The 15,683-nt window shown below is 72.3% G+C and carries 13 protein-coding genes; 9 read left to right on the top strand and 4 right to left on the bottom strand.

Translation table 11 applies throughout. The annotated features are described in order from the left end of the window. Positions 1–28 precede the first annotated feature (28 nt). Positions 29–1,000 (bottom strand): ABC transporter substrate-binding protein, encoded by a 972-nt coding sequence (locus ACIOEW_RS24820; protein WP_401966003.1) that lies wholly within the window; start codon positions 998–1,000, stop codon positions 29–31. 523 nt (positions 1,001–1,523) lie between these two features. Here ACIOEW_RS24820 and ACIOEW_RS24815 point away from each other — a divergent pair. The 4 genes from ACIOEW_RS24815 (at position 1,524) to ACIOEW_RS24800 (ending at position 4,814) form a co-directional block, all read left to right on the top strand. Next, positions 1,524–2,747, top strand: a complete 1,224-nt coding sequence (locus tag ACIOEW_RS24815) for an NADP-dependent malic enzyme (protein ID WP_362545216.1) — start codon at positions 1,524–1,526, stop codon at positions 2,745–2,747. Positions 2,748–3,025: 278 nt separating this feature from the next. Beyond that, on the top strand, positions 3,026–3,997 hold the full coding sequence (locus ACIOEW_RS24810) for a zinc-binding dehydrogenase (RefSeq protein WP_362545213.1): 972 nt from the start codon (positions 3,026–3,028) through the stop codon (positions 3,995–3,997). Positions 3,998–4,029: 32 nt separating this feature from the next. Beyond that, the gene (locus tag ACIOEW_RS24805; protein ID WP_266782775.1) at positions 4,030–4,239 is read left to right on the top strand and encodes a sigma factor-like helix-turn-helix DNA-binding protein; all 210 of its coding nucleotides are present in this window, start codon (positions 4,030–4,032) and stop codon (positions 4,237–4,239) included. Beyond that, on the top strand, positions 4,239–4,814 hold the full coding sequence (locus ACIOEW_RS24800) for a Clp protease N-terminal domain-containing protein (protein ID WP_401966000.1): 576 nt from the start codon (positions 4,239–4,241) through the stop codon (positions 4,812–4,814). Before ACIOEW_RS24805 ends, ACIOEW_RS24800 begins: the two co-directional genes overlap by 1 nt. An 85-nt stretch (positions 4,815–4,899) precedes the next feature. Here the strand turns inward: ACIOEW_RS24800 and ACIOEW_RS24795 are convergent, their stop codons facing one another. Both ACIOEW_RS24795 and ACIOEW_RS24790 read right to left on the bottom strand, forming a co-directional pair. Beyond that, the gene (locus ACIOEW_RS24795) at positions 4,900–5,907 is read right to left on the bottom strand and encodes a helix-turn-helix transcriptional regulator (protein ID WP_401965998.1); all 1,008 of its coding nucleotides are present in this window, start codon (positions 5,905–5,907) and stop codon (positions 4,900–4,902) included. Position 5,908: 1 nt separating this feature from the next. Then, the gene (locus ACIOEW_RS24790) at positions 5,909–6,766 is read right to left on the bottom strand and encodes a DUF4097 family beta strand repeat-containing protein (protein WP_401965996.1); all 858 of its coding nucleotides are present in this window, start codon (positions 6,764–6,766) and stop codon (positions 5,909–5,911) included. A 174-nt stretch (positions 6,767–6,940) separates the two neighbouring features. Here ACIOEW_RS24790 and ACIOEW_RS24785 point away from each other — a divergent pair, with 174 nt between their 5' ends. Beyond that, positions 6,941–7,795, top strand: a complete 855-nt coding sequence (locus tag ACIOEW_RS24785) for a hypothetical protein (protein WP_401965994.1) — start codon at positions 6,941–6,943, stop codon at positions 7,793–7,795. A 33-nt stretch (positions 7,796–7,828) separates the two neighbouring features. Here ACIOEW_RS24785 and ACIOEW_RS24780 read toward each other — a convergent pair whose 3' ends face one another. Further along, complete coding sequence (locus ACIOEW_RS24780; RefSeq protein WP_150207449.1) at positions 7,829–8,011, bottom strand: DUF6104 family protein; 183 nt, start codon at positions 8,009–8,011, stop codon at positions 7,829–7,831. A gap of 212 nt (positions 8,012–8,223) precedes the next feature. Between ACIOEW_RS24780 and ACIOEW_RS24775 the strand changes: the two genes are divergently transcribed. The 4 genes from ACIOEW_RS24775 (at position 8,224) to ACIOEW_RS24760 (ending at position 15,634) form a co-directional block, all read left to right on the top strand. Then, a complete protein-coding gene (locus ACIOEW_RS24775) occupies positions 8,224–8,793 on the top strand; it encodes a CU044_2847 family protein (protein ID WP_401965991.1) in 570 nt (189 codons plus the stop codon). A gap of 56 nt (positions 8,794–8,849) precedes the next feature. Then, positions 8,850–10,889, top strand: a complete 2,040-nt coding sequence (locus tag ACIOEW_RS24770; RefSeq protein WP_401965988.1) for a trypsin-like peptidase domain-containing protein — start codon at positions 8,850–8,852, stop codon at positions 10,887–10,889. 130 nt (positions 10,890–11,019) lie between these two features. Then, positions 11,020–12,051, top strand: coding sequence for a MoxR family ATPase (locus ACIOEW_RS24765; protein ID WP_362545191.1), 1,032 nt, complete (start codon positions 11,020–11,022; stop codon positions 12,049–12,051). A gap of 172 nt (positions 12,052–12,223) precedes the next feature. Beyond that, positions 12,224–15,634 carry an SAV_2336 N-terminal domain-related protein gene (locus ACIOEW_RS24760; RefSeq protein WP_401966176.1) on the top strand — a complete coding sequence of 1,137 codons (3,411 nt, stop codon included), beginning with the start codon at positions 12,224–12,226 and terminating at the stop codon, positions 15,632–15,634. Positions 15,635–15,683: the final 49 nt, after the last annotated feature.

The following is a 15,683-nucleotide window of genomic DNA, read 5'->3' as shown; positions in this document are numbered from 1 at the left end:
TCTGATGCCCTTCAGTGCCGGATCCGGGTCACGATCCGCCGTTCAGCTTGGCCTCGGTGACCGCACCGGCCTCGACGCCCCACTTGGCGATGATCTTCTCGTACTCGCCGGACTTGATGATCGCGTCCATGGCGGCCTTGACGGCCGCGGTGAGCTTGTCGTTGCCCTTGGCGACGGCGATGCCGTACGGGGCCGCCTCGACCTGGTCGCCGACGATCTGGAAGTCCTTGCCGCCGCCCGAGGTCTTCACCGCGTAGGCCGCCACAGGGAAGTCGGACGAGCCGGCGTCGGCACCGCCGGAGCGCAGCCGGGTCTGGGCCTCGAGGTCGTTGTCGAACGCCTCGATGGCGATCTTCTTGCCGCCGGTGCACTTCTTGGACTCGGCCTTGGCCAGGTCGTTCGAGACGGTGTTGCGCTGGACGGCGATCTTCTTGCCGCAGAGGTCGGCCCAGGTCTTGATGCCCTGGTCGTCGCCCTTCTTGGTGTAGATCGAGACACCGGCGGTGAAGTAGTCGATGAAGTCGACGCCCTCGCCGACCTTCTTGCCGGTCTCCGCGTCGATGCCCTCCTGGCGCTCCTTGGAGTCGGTCATCGCCGACATCACCAGGTTGTAGCGCTTGGCGCGCAGCCCGGTGACCAGGGTGTCGAAGGTGCCGTTCTCGAACTGGAACTCCACGCCCAGTTCCTTGCCCAGCGCGGCCGCGATGTCGGGGTCGATGCCGACGACCTTGCCGGAATCGTCCTTGAACTCGACCGGCGGGTAGGCGATGTCCGAGCCGACCTTGATGACGCCCTTGGCCTTGATGTCCGAGGGGAGGAGGTCGGCCGGAGAGGCGGCCGCGGAGGCGCCGTCGCCGGCCTTCGGCGAGGCCGAGTCGTCGGCGTTGTTCTTCGTCTGGTCACCACAGGCGGTCAGCAGCATGGCGCCGGCGACCGCGATGGCGCCGACCGCGGCAATCCGGGACTTTGCGGTCGTGCGACGAATGTTGCGTGCGGTCATGATCGTTCCTCCGGCAGGTGAGCGTGGTGTTGCCAGGCGGTAATGGCACAAGGCGTCGGATGTCGCTGCCTTGTGTGATTACGGCATCTTGCCATTCGGATTAACCCAATCAGGGTGCACCGCATGTCAAAATCGGGTAACGGGACACCCCCCGAACCCAGCGGGCCGGCACATCAAGGCCGGACCATTCCCTGGAATCGCTTCTTCCTGCCGGAAGATCCCCCGCCTTGGCCCTGCTCTGGGCGGGTTTCGTATCGGCTGGCCGACTTGTCTGTATGCCCCACTATGAGTCACGTCACCGTGGGCATACCGACTCGTCTGCGGTGCGGCCTGTCCGGTATGAAGGACGTTTACACCCCTCATCCGGGGCTCAGGGCGCGTGTGCGGCGCGCCCGCGCGTATGTACCTCCCCCTGCCGGGCCGGGCCAATCGCCCAGCGCAGGGAACGTACGCGGTGCCCACCCACCCCTCCTCAACCAGGAGTGGCCACCCTCAAACGATGAAGACTTAAGGGGTCAACACCATGGCAGCGGAGATCGTCAATCCTCGCAGCGACAGCAATACAGACAGCAGTACAGAGAGCGCCGTCGACGAGCCGTTCGATCCGGCCTTCGCGCTCCACCGCGGCGGGAAGATGGCCGTGCAGGCCACCGTTCCGATCCGGGACAAGGACGATCTGTCCCTCGCGTACACGCCCGGCGTGGCGAAGGTGTGCAGCGCGATCGCCGAGAATCCCGAGCTCGTCCACGACTACACCTGGAAGTCCCAGGTCGTTGCCGTCGTGACGGACGGCACCGCGGTGCTCGGTCTCGGCGACATCGGTCCCGAGGCCTCCCTCCCCGTGATGGAGGGCAAGGCGATCCTGTTCAAGCAGTTCGGCGGCGTGGACGCGGTGCCGATCGCGCTCGCGACCACCGACGCGGACGAGATCGTGGAGACCGTCGTCAGGCTCGCCCCGTCCTTCGGCGGCGTGAACCTGGAGGACATCTCGGCGCCGCGCTGCTTCGAGATCGAGCGCAAGCTCCAGGAGCGGCTCGACATCCCCGTCTTCCACGACGACCAGCACGGCACGGCCGTGGTCACCCTCGCCGCCCTGCGCAACGCCGCGAAGCTGTCCGGGCGCGGCCTGGGCGAGCTGCGCGGCGTCATCTCGGGCGCGGGCGCAGCCGGCGTGGCCATCGCCAAGTTCCTGCTGGAGGCGGGGCTCGGCGACGTCGCCGTCGCCGACCGCAAGGGCATCGTCAGCCGGGACCGCGAGGACCTGACCGACGTCAAGCGGGAGCTGGCCGAACTCACCAACAAGGCCGGGATCTCGGGGTCCCTGGCGGACGCGCTCGCCGGTGCGGACATCTTCATCGGTGTCTCCGGCGGTACGGTCCCGGAGCCGGCCGTCGCCTCGATGGCGCCCGGCGCCTTCGTCTTCGCCATGGCGAACCCGAACCCCGAGGTGCACCCCGACATCGCGCACAAGTACGCGGCAGTCGTGGCGACCGGGCGTTCGGACTACCCGAACCAGATCAACAACGTGCTGGCGTTCCCCGGCATCTTCGCGGGCGCGCTCCAGGTGCGGGCGTCGCGGATCACCGAGGGCATGAAGATCGCCGCGGCGAACGCGCTGGCGGATGTGGTGGGCGACGAGCTGGCCGCCGACTACGTGATCCCGTCCCCGTTCGACGAGCGGGTGGCCCCGGCGGTCACGGCGGCCGTGGCCGCGGCGGCGCGGGCGGAGGGCGTGGCCCGGCGTTGATGCTCTGAGGCGGGGGTTCGGGGGCGGCGCCTTTTCGCGGGCGCGGCCCCCGGGCCCCCGTTCCTCAATCGCCGCAGGGGCTTCAGGGACCGGCTTCGCGGGCGTTCGAGGCGCGGGGTCCGGGGCGGAGCCCGGTTACGGGACGGGCGGGGACGGGGCAAGCCGCCGCAGGCGCGACCGGTACCGCAGCCGCCCACCCGGCTCGCCCCGTCACGCGCGGTGCGTGTCACACCCGCAGCCGGTTACGTCCGGCCACGGCCCCGCCTATCGTCGGGCCCATGTTCGCCGCCTATGCATCCCGCCTCGACCGCGACCACCCCCTCAACGGCCTTGAGCTGGGCGAACGCCCAGCTCCCGAGGCGCGTCCTGGGTGGACCACCGTCAATGTCCGCGCCGCCTCCCTCAACCACCACGACCTCTGGTCCCTGCGAGGCGTCGGCCTCGCCGAGGACAAGCTCCCGATGATCCTCGGCTGCGACGCCGCGGGCATCGACCAGGACGGCAACGAGGTCGTCCTGCACTCCGTCATCGGCCAGACCGGACACGGCGTCGGCCCGGACGAGCCCCGCTCCATCCTCACCGAGCGCTACCAGGGCACCTTCGCCGAGCAGGTCACCGTCCCCAGCTGGAACGTGCTGCCCAAGCCGAAGGAGCTCACCTTCGAGCAGGCCGCCTGTCTGCCCACCGCCTGGCTGACCGCGTACCGCATGCTCTTCACCAACGCCGGGGTGCGGCCCGGAGACTCCGTGCTGGTGCAGGGCGCCGGTGGCGGTGTCGCGACCGCCGCGATCGTCCTCGGCCGGGCCGCAGGGCTGCGGATCTACGCCACCAGCCGCGACGAGGCCAAGCGCAAGAGGGCCGTCGAACTCGGCGCGATCGAGGCCTACGAGCCGGGCGCGCGGCTGCCCCACCGGGTCGACGCCGTCATCGAGACCGTGGGCGCCGCCACCTGGTCGCACAGCGTCAAGTCCCTGCGCCCCGGCGGCACGCTGGTCATCTCCGGTGCCACCAGCGGCGACCGCCCCTCGCACGCCGAGCTGACCCGCATCTTCTTCCTGGAGCTGAAGGTGGTCGGCTCGACCATGGGGTCCAAGGACGAGCTGGAGGACCTGCTGGCGTTCTGTGCGACCACGGGGGTGCGCCCCGTCATCGACGAGGTGCTGCCGCTGGACCGCGCCCGCGAGGGGTTCGCGCGGCTCGCGTCGGGTGACCAGTTCGGGAAGATCGTGCTGACTGTCAACCAGGGTTGACATGCATCATGGTGTCAACGTAAGTTGACATCATGACCGAAGCAACGGATCTCGCCGAGCGTGCCGGCGACCGCGACCCCCGGGTGGGGCTGCGGTCGGTCGCCGCGCTGCGGCGGCTGCTGGAGCAGCTCGAAGCCGTACAAGTCAGAAGCGCCCGTGTCCAGGGCTGGTCGTGGCAGGAGATCGCGGCCGAACTGGGCGTCAGCCGGCAGGCCGTGCACAAGAAGTACGGGAGGCATTGATGTTCGAGCGATTCACCAAGGGCGCCCGCGCCACTGTGACCGGCGCCGTGGCGCATGCCGAACGGGCCGATGCGGGTTCGGTCACCGAGGAGCATCTGCTGCTCGCCCTGCTGGACCAGGAGGGCAGCCGGGCGTCGTTCGCCGTCGCCGCGCTGGGCCTCGCGGACCGCAGGGCGTCGGTGGAGGCGGCGCTGTTCGAGGCGCGCAGGCGCGGCGGCATGACCAGGGCCGATGCCGACGCCCTCGCGGACATCGGCATCGATCTCACCGCGATCGTCTCGCGCGTCGAGGAGACGCACGGCGAGGGAGCTCTGTGGGGTGACCGCAAGGGCCGGCGCCGCTGGTCGGGCAGTCCCGGGTTCACCCGGGAGGCCAAGAAGATCCTGGAGAGGTCGCTGCGGATCGCGCTCGGCCGCGGAGACCGTTTCATCGGCGAGGAGCACCTCCTGCTGGCCCTCACCGCGTCCCCCGGAGTCGTCGCCGACGTGCTCGCCGAGCACGGCGCCACGTACGAGACGGTCAACCGTGCGCTGTACGGGGAAGGCGGGGAGGGGCAGGACCGCAAAGCGGGCTGAACTGCGGGCTCGATGTGACGGGCGGCCCGGGGGATGTCCCCCGGGGCGCCCGCCCGTCGTCGTTGCCCCTGCCCCTGTCCCTACTTCACTTCGTGCTGCCGTCGGCGTTCCCGCGCAGCAGCGCCCCGATGTGGGCAGCCGCCGTCGACAGGTGGCGGCGGGCCTCGCCGAGCTGGTCCTCCGTCACCCCCCGGTCCCTGGCAGCATCACGGATGTCGTCGCGGAACCGGTCGAGCAGGCGGTCCAGGTCGCGGGCCGGGTCGCCGGTGCCGCCCGCGTCCTTGCCCCAGTCGGGGTCGGCATCGGCGGTCTCCGGCTTCACGTACGGGGGCCAGTTGCCGGTACGGGCGAAGCCGCCCAGCTGGCCGGTGATCTCGGCCAGTCCTTCCCGTACGCCCGCGGGCCAGTCGCCCCGGGCGAAGTGGTCCTGGACCTGGCGGGCGGCGTTCTGCATCTGCTCGCGCGCCCTGTCCTGGGCCTCCTTGGCCTGACGGCGGGCCTGCTGGGCCTCCTCGCGGGCACGGCGGGACTCGTCCTTCGCCCGGCGGGCCTGCTCCTTCCACTCCTGCTTCGCCTTGCGCAGCTCTTCCTTCGCGGTGCGCCAGGCCTCCTTGTCGCCGAAGTCGCCGAAGTCGCCGAAGTCGCCGAGGCCGCCGAAGGGGGACGCCTTGCCTGCCTTGCCGCCCGGCCGGGAAGAGCCCGTGTGCCGTGACTCGTCGGCCGCGGCGCGCATCTCGCTGCGCAGCTTGCCCGCCGCGCCCCGGACGTCGTCGCGCATCTCGGCGGCCAGCTCGGAGACCGACTCCCTGATCTCCAGCTCCAGATCGGCGAGTTCGCCGGTGCGGCCCGCCAGTTCGGCGCGGCCGGCGTCGGTGATCGAGTAGACCTTGCGGCCGCCCTCGGTGGCATGCGTGACCAGGCCCTCGGCCTCCAGCTTGGCCAGGCGCGGGTAGACGGTGCCTGCCGAAGGGGCGTACAGACCCTGGAAGCGTTCTTCGAGAAGCCTGATCACTTCGTAGCCGTGCCGGGGGGCTTCGTCGAGCAGCTTCAGCAAATAGAGGCGCAGGCGGCCATGGGCGAATACGGGGGGCATGTCAGAGCACCTTTCCGGTCGGCTCGGCGTCGTGCGGACCGTCCTCGGCCGGTGGGCGGCGCAGCAGGGCGATCGATCCCGAGACCGTCGTCGCCTTCAGTGTCCCGGCTCCGGAGCCCAGCGTGCCGGTGATCTTCTTCGCGCCCCACTGGCCGCTGACCCGGAGATCCTCGAAGCCGTTGGAGACGGAGCCGCTCGCGGTGTTCGCCTCGACCCTCGCGTCGGCCGGGTGCGGCAGGCGGATGGCGAGCTCGCCGGAGACCGTGGCCAGCCGGACGTCGGTGGGCTTCCCGGTCGGGTCCAGGTCGAGCACCATGTTTCCGCTGACCGAATCGGCCTTCACGAAGGCTCCGGCGCCCTCGACGACCGTGAGGTCGCCGGAGACCGAGTGGAAGCGCAGGTCGCCGGTGACGGCCTGGGCCTCGACGTTGCCGGAGACGGTCTCCGCGCCGACCGGGCCGGCGAGCCCGACGAGCGTGGTGTCACCCGTGACGCCGCGCACGTCCGTACGGCCGCGGACCCCGGAGACGAAGGCGCCGGCGCCGACCACGCCGACCTCCACCGTCGAGTCGGCCGGGACCGCGAGGGAGACGACCGCGCGACGGTGCCAGCCCTTGCGGTCGAACCACTTGAGCATGTTCTGCCAGGCCAGGTCCTCGTACGAGACGGTCAGGACGCCGTCCTGCTGCGTGACGATCAGCGGTGGCCCCTCGATGTCGGAGACCTCCAGCCTGGCGGTCGGCTCGTCGGTGCCGACGACGTTGACCGTTCCGTTGACGATGCGCACGCTGAGCCCGGTCACGGGTTCGTCGAAGGTGAGCTTGCGAGGCTCGGCGATGGCCCACGTCGACACAGGCATGGATCTGACCTCCTGGGGAGCGCGGATGACGCAACATATCGCGTCTCTTGCAGAACACGATATATCGCGGATCGCGGAAGTCAAGACAGTCGTGACGGTCCGCCGGTGAGGCGGTGGCGCGACTGTCGGGGTGAAAAGCGTCAGAACCGGACAATCTGCCCTACGGTGTGGGGCATGGACGCGACATCACCCGTGGGAGCACTGCTGCTGTGCCGGGCCGAACCGGATACGGTGCGGCCGGTCGCTCAACTGCTTCGTGAGCGGATGCTGCTCACGCCCGCCGGAGAGGTCTGGAGCGTCCTCGTACCGGAGGGAACGCCCTGGCGCGGAGGGCAGCCAGAACCGGGGGAGGCCGCCGAGCCCGTCGACCGGGTGGTCGGCGGCTGGGCCACCGCGCTCGCGGTCGGCTCCACCTGGCCGGTCCTTGCGCTGTGGTGGGACGGCGACCGGGCCGGGTACACGCTCGCGGCGGGATTCCGCCGCCCCGTGGGCTACGTCTGGCTCGCCGACGGGACTCCGGCCGGTGAGGACGAGGCGATGCGTACGTTCGCCGAGCGGCTCGGCCTCGATCCCGTGCTGGACGTCCAGGCCCTCGAAGCCCTGACCCGTCCCGATCCGGAGACGGACGCCCGGGCCCGGCTCCGCGGACTGCTCGCCGTGCTCACCCGCATCGGGCTGGAGCTCCCGCCGGGCCTGGACCCCGGCGAACCCTCCGGCCGGCTGACCGCGTGGGCCGACATGTGGCCGGAGGCCGAGCGGATCGCCTGGAGCGGCTGGCGCGACGCGGTGAAGGTCGAACTCGAAGCGGTCGAGAACAGTCGCCTGGGCCCCTGGATGCGCGGGCCCAGAGCTCGCGCCCTGGCGGGCGCCCAGCTGGCGGCGGGGCTCCCGATCGCCCTCTGGGGAGCGGGCCGGCGCAGCGGCGGGTGGGTCTTCGCCGGGGCGCTGCTGATGGTGCACGGCGCGCTCGGGCTCGCGTACGACCGGATCAGGGACGACGAGCCGGGCGAGGGGCCGGCCGGCACCTGAGCGCCCTGCGGCGGTCGGTCCTCGTCCCGGTGATCAGTCCTCTTCGTCCTCGTCGTCCAGCCGGGCCAGCCAGGTGGCGAGGCGCTCGACCGGCACCTCGAAGTCGGGGTTCAGATCGACGAAGGTGCGCAGCTGCTCGGCGAGCCACTCGAACGTGACCTCTTCCTCGCCTCGCCGCTTCTCCAGCTCCTCGATACCGCGGTCGGTGAAGTACATGCCCGCAAGTTTAACGACCTGATCCGGCTCCCCTGCGCGCGCCGGGTCGTACGCCCTGGTGGCAGCTCTGCCGCGGCCGGGAGAGTGCCCGGCGGCGGCCCGGAGGTCCGGTCGAGAACCGGGCCGGCACCCCTCCGCGTCATGGTCCATGTACCTCGCATCGGCCGCCTGCGGCCGTTAACCTGCGGGTAGTTGGGGAACGGGGGGGTTTCATGGACGACAGTGGCGCCCGTATTACGCGCATTGAGATGCCGGACGGCACACCGGTCTGGGCGAGGATCTCCGGAGCCGAGGAGCTGGACCGTCCGGAGCCCGGTGGTCTGACGTTCACGGACACCGGTTTCGGGAACCTCACCGACCAGGTGCAGGCACGCGTCGAGAGCCTGCACGCCGTGGTGACCAGCGTCGCGCGCTCGCTCGCGGTGCCGCTGCGTGCGGTGCGGCCGGACGAGGTCAGCGTCGAGTTCGGGATCGAGCTCACCGCCAAGTCGGGCAAGGTCGTCGGACTGCTCGCGGACGGCGAGGCCAAGGGGGCGATCAAGGTCACGCTCACGTGGAACGGCGGCGGACCACCGGTCGATCCGCCCGCGCCTCCGCCCTCGCCGGCGCAGGTGCCCGCCCAGTCGCCCGGAGTCACCGTCCCGGTGGCGCCGGTGCCGCCCGTTCCGTTCGCGCCCCCGGCGCCACCGGCGCCCGCACCCAGGTCGCCGCACGCCGGGGCAGCTCCCGGCGCACCGGTACACCCTGACGGCGCGGACGACACCGACGGCGGCGGGGCATGACCTCGGACACCGGCGGGGGCGCAGAGGGGGGCCAGGGGCAGCCGGACACTGCGCTCATGGGCCTCGTGGAGGACGCCACCGTACGCATCCATCGCCCGGCGGCCGGGTATGCCCCTGACGGACCGGGCGGGCAGTCCCCGGGCGGGGGGCTCCCGGGCGGGGAGTTCCTGGGGAGCGGATTCTTCATCGCTCCGAGCTGGATCCTGACGTGCGCCCACGTGGCCATGCGGGGGGAGGGGGGTGTGGTGAACGTGGTGTTCAAGGAGGACCGGTACACCGGCAAGCTGGCCGAGGTTCCCGGCAGAGTCGTCGTCGCCATGCCAGGCACCCGGCCGCCGGGGGCCACCGGCTGGCCCGCCCCCGACCTCGCGCTCATCCAGCTCCTGCGGCCCGTCGAGCACGCCTGTGTGTACGTGACCGAGCGTTCCGGGGCCCTGCTCCGCGGCAGCGACATCCGGTGCGTGGGATGGGTCAACTCGCCGGGTGGCGGCCTGAAGCTGCGCAACGGCGCCTACCGGGTGAACGGCTCCTACGGCGCCTCGGACGACGTGGAACAGGTCGTCCTCCTCGACGAGGGCTGGCTGGAGCCGGGCATGTCCGGCGGACCCGTGATCGACTTCGCCCGGGGCGAGGTGGTCGGGGTGGTCAAGTCGCGGCTGGACCGGCAACAGGGCGGCACGGCCGTCGGGATCGAGCGGCTGCGCACCCTGGAGGTGCCGTCCACGCCCATCGAGACCGAGACCGACGACATCTACCAGTCCGTCTTCCACGCCCACGACCGCTACCACGCCGACCGGCACAACAGCGCGGTCGGCACCGAGCGGACCTGGACCGACGTACAGAGCGAGCGGCCGGCACCCCCCGGCGGCATCCTCGGCCCCCGGCTGCGTGCGGCGCTGCTCGGGCGGCTCGCCGAGCTCCCGCCACCGGCCAGTACCCGCAGCCTGCTCGCCCTCCTCGACGGCCTGCCCGGCGTCTACTCCCGCGATCACCGTCCGGCCCCGCGCGGCTGGCGTGACGGTCTGGGGGTGCTCTACGACACCCGCGTCCGCGACCGGCAGGCCAGGTTCGGCCTGATCGTGCGCTACTGCATGGGCGTCCTCACGGCGGACCGGCCCTGCGGACAGCTCTCCGTCACGAACGCCAAGGAGCTGTGGGGGTGGGTGAAGCAGGTCGCCGACGTCGAACTGCCCCGGGACCTGCGTCGACAGCTCGACATGGAGTGGGCGGGCATACGCCTGCGCCTGGAGCAGAACCGTCAGCAGGCAGTCCGCGCACCTGTGAGCGAACCCGTCCTGTACGGGGAGCGCGACAGCGTCGTGCTGAACGTGGAACTCCAGGGCTGGGCCCGCGACCAGTACGACTGGCGGGTCGCCGTCGACCGGCAGGCCTCGGAGGCGGAGCCCATCGACGTGGACAGCCGCGGAGCCCCGCTCGGCACCGTTCCCGACCGGCTCGCCGCCGCGCTGGCCGAGGCCTTCCGGCGGTGCGACGAACCGGGCAGTCCGGCGATGCTCCAGGTGGTCGTGGCGCCCGCGCTGTTAGGACTGCCGGTGGACGACTGGGTGCTCCCCTCGAACGGGCTGCCGCTCGGAGCCGTACGTCCGGTGGTCCTGCGCAGCTCCTACCGGCGGCCGGCCGACGAGAGTCCGGCACGCAGGGATGCCGGGCCGGTGCGGGGGATCCGTGCCGAAGTCGTCGACTGCCAGGACGATCTGCGCGTGCGCGTACCGGACGTGACGCGGCTGCGCGGCCTGACGGACGACACCGTGCCGGTCCTCTGCCGCTACGGCAGCCGGCCGGACTCCGACGTCACGGCCGGGGTGGTGCGGCTGATCGACACCGGTTTCGGGGCCGCCCTGCTGCAGCGGCGGCCCGTGGAGGCCGACGCGGTCTGCAGGGAATTCCACCGGCGCGTGGCCGAGGCCGTGTCGGACGCCCGCACCGTGGACCGGCTGCCCTGGAAGATCCACGAGCTGAGAAGGGGAGTGGGGGCGGGGCGTACGGAAATGTTCTGGTCCGACGGAGTCGCCCTGTACTACGAAGATCCGAACCGCGTACTGCCGGATTCCGGCGAGTTCCTGGAGGCGCCGTGAAGAGACGGGTCCGTCATCACCCGAAGGGCCGTGCCGGCTCACCCCTTACGGGGGGTGTGCCGGATCGCTACGGTAAGGCACGTTCGACGGCTGCTGCCCGTGGCGGACGAGTGACATCGAGGAACACGCTATGAGTGAACCCAGCGAGTGGCTCATCTACCGGGGAGTCGGCGAACCCCACGACGACGTGGCGCAGTTGCCCCCGCCGCCCCCTTGGCGCGACTTCGCGGGCGGCCGCGGGGAAGGGCCCGGCGAGACGGGCTGGGACGAGTCGGCCGACCGCCGCCTGGGCATCCCCGGACGCGTCGCCGAGGAGCACCGGCCCGGGGTCGAGGAACTCGAAATGATCAACGCGGCGCTGTATCTGCGGCGTCCGCTGCTGGTCACCGGGGACCCGGGCGCCGGGAAGAGCACACTGGCCCACTCCGTCGCCAGGGAGCTGGAGTTCGGCAAGGTGCTGCGCTGGCCCGTCGTCAGCCGCACCACCCTGCAGGACGGCCTCTACCACTACGACGCGATCGCCCGGCTGCAGGATGTGCAGATCGCCTCGCACGCGTCCCCCGACGGCGGGGTGCAGGCGGACGCGGCCCGGAGCGTGGGCAGTTATATCCGCCTCGGTCCGCTGGGTACCGCCCTGCTGCCCTCGGACCGGCCGCGGGTGCTGCTCATAGACGAGCTCGACAAGAGCGACATCGACCTGCCGAACGACCTCCTCAACGTGCTGGAGGAGGGCGAGTTCGCCATCCCCGAGCTGGAACGGATCGCGGACCGGCTGCCCGACGGCGAGGCGGACGTACTGGACCACGACGGCAACAAGGTGCGGATCAAGGGCGGCCGGGTGCAGTGCCGGGCCTTCCCGTTCGTCGTGCTCACCAGCAACGGGGAGCGGGACTTCCCCGCCCCGCTGATGCGCCGCTGCATCCACCTGGAGCTGGGACGTCCCGACCACAAGCGACTGGCCTCGTTCGTCAAGGCGCATCTGGGCGAGGAGGCCGCCCGTTCCAGTGAGGATCTCATCACCCTCTTCCTGGAGCGGTCGCGCAGTGAACTCCTGGCCACCGACCAGCTGTTGAACGCGATCTACCTCACGCAGGCAGCGGCTCCGACCGGCCGTGACCGGCTCGCCGATCTGCTCATCCAGCGACTCGACCGGCCGAGGTGACGCGCTGATGCGCGGGGCGGACGGGGCGCCAGGGGCCCCACTGGGCCCGGAGCCGGGCGGGGCGCCGCACCCGGAGGGGATTCCCGGTGCGCGGGCTGCGGACGCCGCGCTGACGGGCGAGGGTGCGGGGGCAGCCGGGCCGTCGGGTGCGGACGGGGCGGCGCCCGGTGTGATGGCGAGCGCCGGAGCGCCCGGAACGGGGCAGCTCGCGACCCTGGTCGCCCGACTGCGCGGAGCCGGGCTCGAACCCGACGTGGAGCAGCTGTGCGACGCGCTCTGGCTGGCCCGATGGACCCGCAGTGCCGACGCGCCGGCGACGGTCCGCGGCGAGGGCGAGGGGGAAGGTGCGCCGGCGCCCGTACCGTTTGCCGGAGAGCCCGTGGCCCCCACTCGTGCCGGTGCTGGGACCACGCCGGAGGGCGGTGCCCCGGACGAGGGTGAGGACGCCCCGCCCGACGGGGTGCGCGGGCCGGGCGGCGACGGCAAGATCTCCCTCTATCCCTTTCCGGGCCAGGCGCGTACGCCCCGGGACGGCGACTCCGGACCTGGGGGGCGACCGGCCGCGGAAGCGCGCGGCAGTGCGCTGACCTTCGGCGTACCGGCCGCCCCCGTGCTTCCCGCCCCACTCGAACTCACGCGTGCGTTACGCCCGTTGCAGCGCTACCACCCGGCCTCCGCGCCGCTGCGGCGCGCCCTGGACGAGACGGCGACCGCTGAACTCAGCGCCCGGGCCGGCGGCATGATCATGCCGGTGTTCCGCGGTATCCGCAGGGGCGACGCCATCCTCCAGTGCGTGATGGACGCCTCCTCCTCCATGCTGGTGTGGGACCGGATGTTCGGTGAACTTCAGCGGATATTCGCTCAGTTGGGCGCTTTCAGAGACATCCAGGTGCGATATCTGCACCAGGGGCCCGACGGCGGATGCGCGGTCTCCCGCAGCTCCGACCGGGCCGCGGGCCCGCTGCACTCCGCGGACCGGCTCAGCGACCCGACCGGGCGCCGGGTCACCGTCGTGATCAGCGACTGCGCCGGACCGCTCTGGCACAGCGGGCGCGCCCACCGGCTGCTGCACCAGCTGGCCTGCCAGTCCCCGGTCGCCGTCCTGCAGCCGCTGCCGCAGCGCATGTGGAACCGGACCAGGCTGCCGGTCACCTTCGGCTCCCTCGCGCGGGGTGAGGGACCGTCCGGAGCGGCGCTGCTCAAGGTCACCGAGGACGCCGGCGCCGGCCGCGCCGTGCACCCGGGAGCCCTGGCGGTCCCGGTCCTCCCGCCGACGGCGGACGCGCTCGGGGCGTGGGCCCGGCTGCTCTCCGGTACCGGTGCGGCCCGGATCGCCGGAGCGGTCGGGTGGGTGCGGGCCGACCAGCCGGCGGCCGCGGCCCAGCGGTCCGGAGGATCGCTCTCCTCGCTCCAGCTGGTGAGCCGCTTCCGCTCGGTGGCCTCACCCGCCGCCGGACAACTGGCCGTCCATCTGGCGGCCGCACCCCTCTACCTGCCGGTGATGCAGCTCGTGCAGCGCACGATGCTGCCCCACTCCGGACCCTCCGAACTGGCCGAGGTACTGCTCAGCGGGCTCCTCACACGAGCCGACGGCGGAGGAGGCCGCGGACAGTGGTACGCGTTCGAGCCCGGCGTCCAGGACGCACTGCTCGGGCCGCTCGGCCGCGACGAGGCCCTGCTCGTACTCAAGCACTGCTCGCAGTACATCGAGCAGCGGTTCGGCAAGGGCGGGCCCAATTTCCCCGCCCTTGCCTTCGCCCAGCTGGGGGACGGCTCGCTGCGCGGTTCACGGCTCGCCGCCGGGGCCGGCACCCGTGTCCGGCCCGGTGACGGGACGGAGGACGCCTGGGAGGGTGAGGAGACCGGGGACGAGAAGGACGGGATCGAGGGCGAAGGCGACGAGCCGGGCGACGGCCGGGGCGTCCCCCACGCCTTCGCCGAAGTCGCGGCCCGCGTGCTGGAACGCTTCATGCCCGTGCCGCCCGGATTCGTGTCCCCGGGGCCATCCGGCGGGGCGGATCTCCCGGGAGCCGGTACCAGCCCCGCCGTGGAACAGGCCCGCGAGCTCGTGCGGCAGTTCGAGGCCGACAAGATGGTGCAGCGCCTGATCGACGCCGTGCAACTGCTGAGAGGCGCCGCCGAGAACAGCCCGCAGACCGCCGTCGGCCCGGAGCTCTGGGCCGAGTACGCGCGATGTGCGCTGAGGCTCTGGGAGGTGCGGGGAGGCGACGATCTGCTCGGCGAGGCCAGGCGCGCCGCCGAACGGGCCGTGGCGTACCCCGGCGCCGTACGCGAACGGGCGGTGCTGGCCCAGGTGTTGCACGCGGCCGCCGACGACGTGCGGCGGCGCGGGGACCGGCGCGGCGCCCTGGACCTCCTTCGGCGCGCCGAGCGCGAATACACCCTCGCCTGCGCGGCCCCCGGCATGGAGCCCGCCGAGGCACTGCGGCTCACTCTGGAGCGGGTGCGGGCCCTGGAGGCGCAGTGGCGGCTCGACGGCGACAGTGCCCTGCTGCAGAGCGTCTGCGGGATGCTGGAGGCGTTCGCGGACTCCTGGCCCGATCAGGAGAACCGTCCGGCCGCGCTGCCGCTCCAGCACGGCAGGACACTGCTGAAACTGGCCGGTGCCACCGAGGACACGGAGCAGTCCCGGGAGTACGCCCGGCAGGCGGCACGCTCCCTGCGCACGGCGTTCGCCCAGGGCGGCGGGCACACCACGGGCACCGAGAACCGCATCGTGCTGGACCTGGTGGACGCCCTGCTCGCCTCGGGCGAGGAGCCGGACGAAGCCGCGGTCCTGACCGGCCAGGCGCTGGAGACCGTACGTGAGCAGCGGCAGCGCGCCCAGTTGCAGACCAGGGCCGGACGGATCCGGGCGGCCCGCTACGAGCACACCGGCGACCCGGCCGAACTCGTGGCCGCCGCCGAGTGGTTCGCCCGCGCCTCCCGCGGGACACCGCGTGACTCGCGGGCCCACACCGACCTGCTTGCCGAGTGGGGTGCCACGCTGCTGCGCCGTGCCGAACTGCCGGACGGCGGTGCGTATGTCGGCGCGGCCGTGCGGGTGCTGCGTGACTGCCGGTCCGAGACGCCCGCGGGCGGTGCGCACCAGTCCGAGCGGCTCCTCATGCTCGGGCGGGCCCTGATGCTGCGGCACCGGGCAGCCGCGGACCGGGTCGACCTGCGGGAGGCCGAGCATCTCCTGAGGCTGGCGGCGCAGGAGGCGGCGGCCCCGCTGATCGCCGCCCGCTGCTGGCTGGAGCTGGGCCGGGTCTGCCTGGAGGCCGCCGACGCACTGGGCAGGCCGGCCCGGCGCGACGATGCCGCGGAGGCCTTCCGTTCGGCCGCCGAGTCCGCCGCGGTGGCCGAAGCGGAGCAAAGGAGTCCACAACAGCTCCAAGAGGCAGTCGAGTTGGGTGCTACAGCCAACCACTGGCGGGGTATGACCTATGAGAGTGCGGGGCGACCCCGGGCCGCGCGCGACGCGTACCGGGCGGCCCGTCAGGAGTGGCGCAAACTGCCGGACGGCGGCGGCGCGGCGGGGGAGTCGACCGCCGAGCGGCTGGCCGGCCTGGAGCGCTGAGTGCTCAACGACGAGCACGGGGTGCTTCGCGGCCGGTAACGCCCGGCGC

This window comes from Streptomyces sp. NPDC087901, from assembly GCF_044742205.1.
Lineage (GTDB): Bacteria > Actinomycetota > Actinomycetes > Streptomycetales > Streptomycetaceae > Streptomyces.
The sequence above is the reverse complement of the archived record's forward strand: the minus strand, read 5'-3'. Positions and strand labels throughout refer to the sequence as shown.

What these genes read in the sequence shown, in the direction of transcription:
- ACIOEW_RS24820 (WP_401966003.1), bottom strand. Translation starts at nt 1,000, where the DNA reads ATGACCGCACGCAACATTCGTCGCACGACCGCAAAGTCCCGGATTGCC.
- ACIOEW_RS24815 (WP_362545216.1), top strand. Translation starts at nt 1,524, where the DNA reads ATGGCAGCGGAGATCGTCAATCCTCGCAGCGACAGCAATACAGACAGC.
- ACIOEW_RS24810 (WP_362545213.1), top strand. Translation starts at nt 3,026, where the DNA reads ATGTTCGCCGCCTATGCATCCCGCCTCGACCGCGACCACCCCCTCAAC.
- ACIOEW_RS24805 (WP_266782775.1), top strand. Translation starts at nt 4,030, where the DNA reads ATGACCGAAGCAACGGATCTCGCCGAGCGTGCCGGCGACCGCGACCCC.
- ACIOEW_RS24800 (WP_401966000.1), top strand. Translation starts at nt 4,239, where the DNA reads ATGTTCGAGCGATTCACCAAGGGCGCCCGCGCCACTGTGACCGGCGCC.
- ACIOEW_RS24795 (WP_401965998.1), bottom strand. Translation starts at nt 5,907, where the DNA reads ATGCCCCCCGTATTCGCCCATGGCCGCCTGCGCCTCTATTTGCTGAAG.
- ACIOEW_RS24790 (WP_401965996.1), bottom strand. Translation starts at nt 6,766, where the DNA reads ATGCCTGTGTCGACGTGGGCCATCGCCGAGCCTCGCAAGCTCACCTTC.
- ACIOEW_RS24785 (WP_401965994.1), top strand. Translation starts at nt 6,941, where the DNA reads ATGGACGCGACATCACCCGTGGGAGCACTGCTGCTGTGCCGGGCCGAA.
- ACIOEW_RS24780 (WP_150207449.1), bottom strand. Translation starts at nt 8,011, where the DNA reads ATGTACTTCACCGACCGCGGTATCGAGGAGCTGGAGAAGCGGCGAGGC.
- ACIOEW_RS24775 (WP_401965991.1), top strand. Translation starts at nt 8,224, where the DNA reads ATGGACGACAGTGGCGCCCGTATTACGCGCATTGAGATGCCGGACGGC.
- ACIOEW_RS24770 (WP_401965988.1), top strand. Translation starts at nt 8,850, where the DNA reads ATGGGCCTCGTGGAGGACGCCACCGTACGCATCCATCGCCCGGCGGCC.
- ACIOEW_RS24765 (WP_362545191.1), top strand. Translation starts at nt 11,020, where the DNA reads ATGAGTGAACCCAGCGAGTGGCTCATCTACCGGGGAGTCGGCGAACCC.
- ACIOEW_RS24760 (WP_401966176.1), top strand. Translation starts at nt 12,224, where the DNA reads ATGGCGAGCGCCGGAGCGCCCGGAACGGGGCAGCTCGCGACCCTGGTC.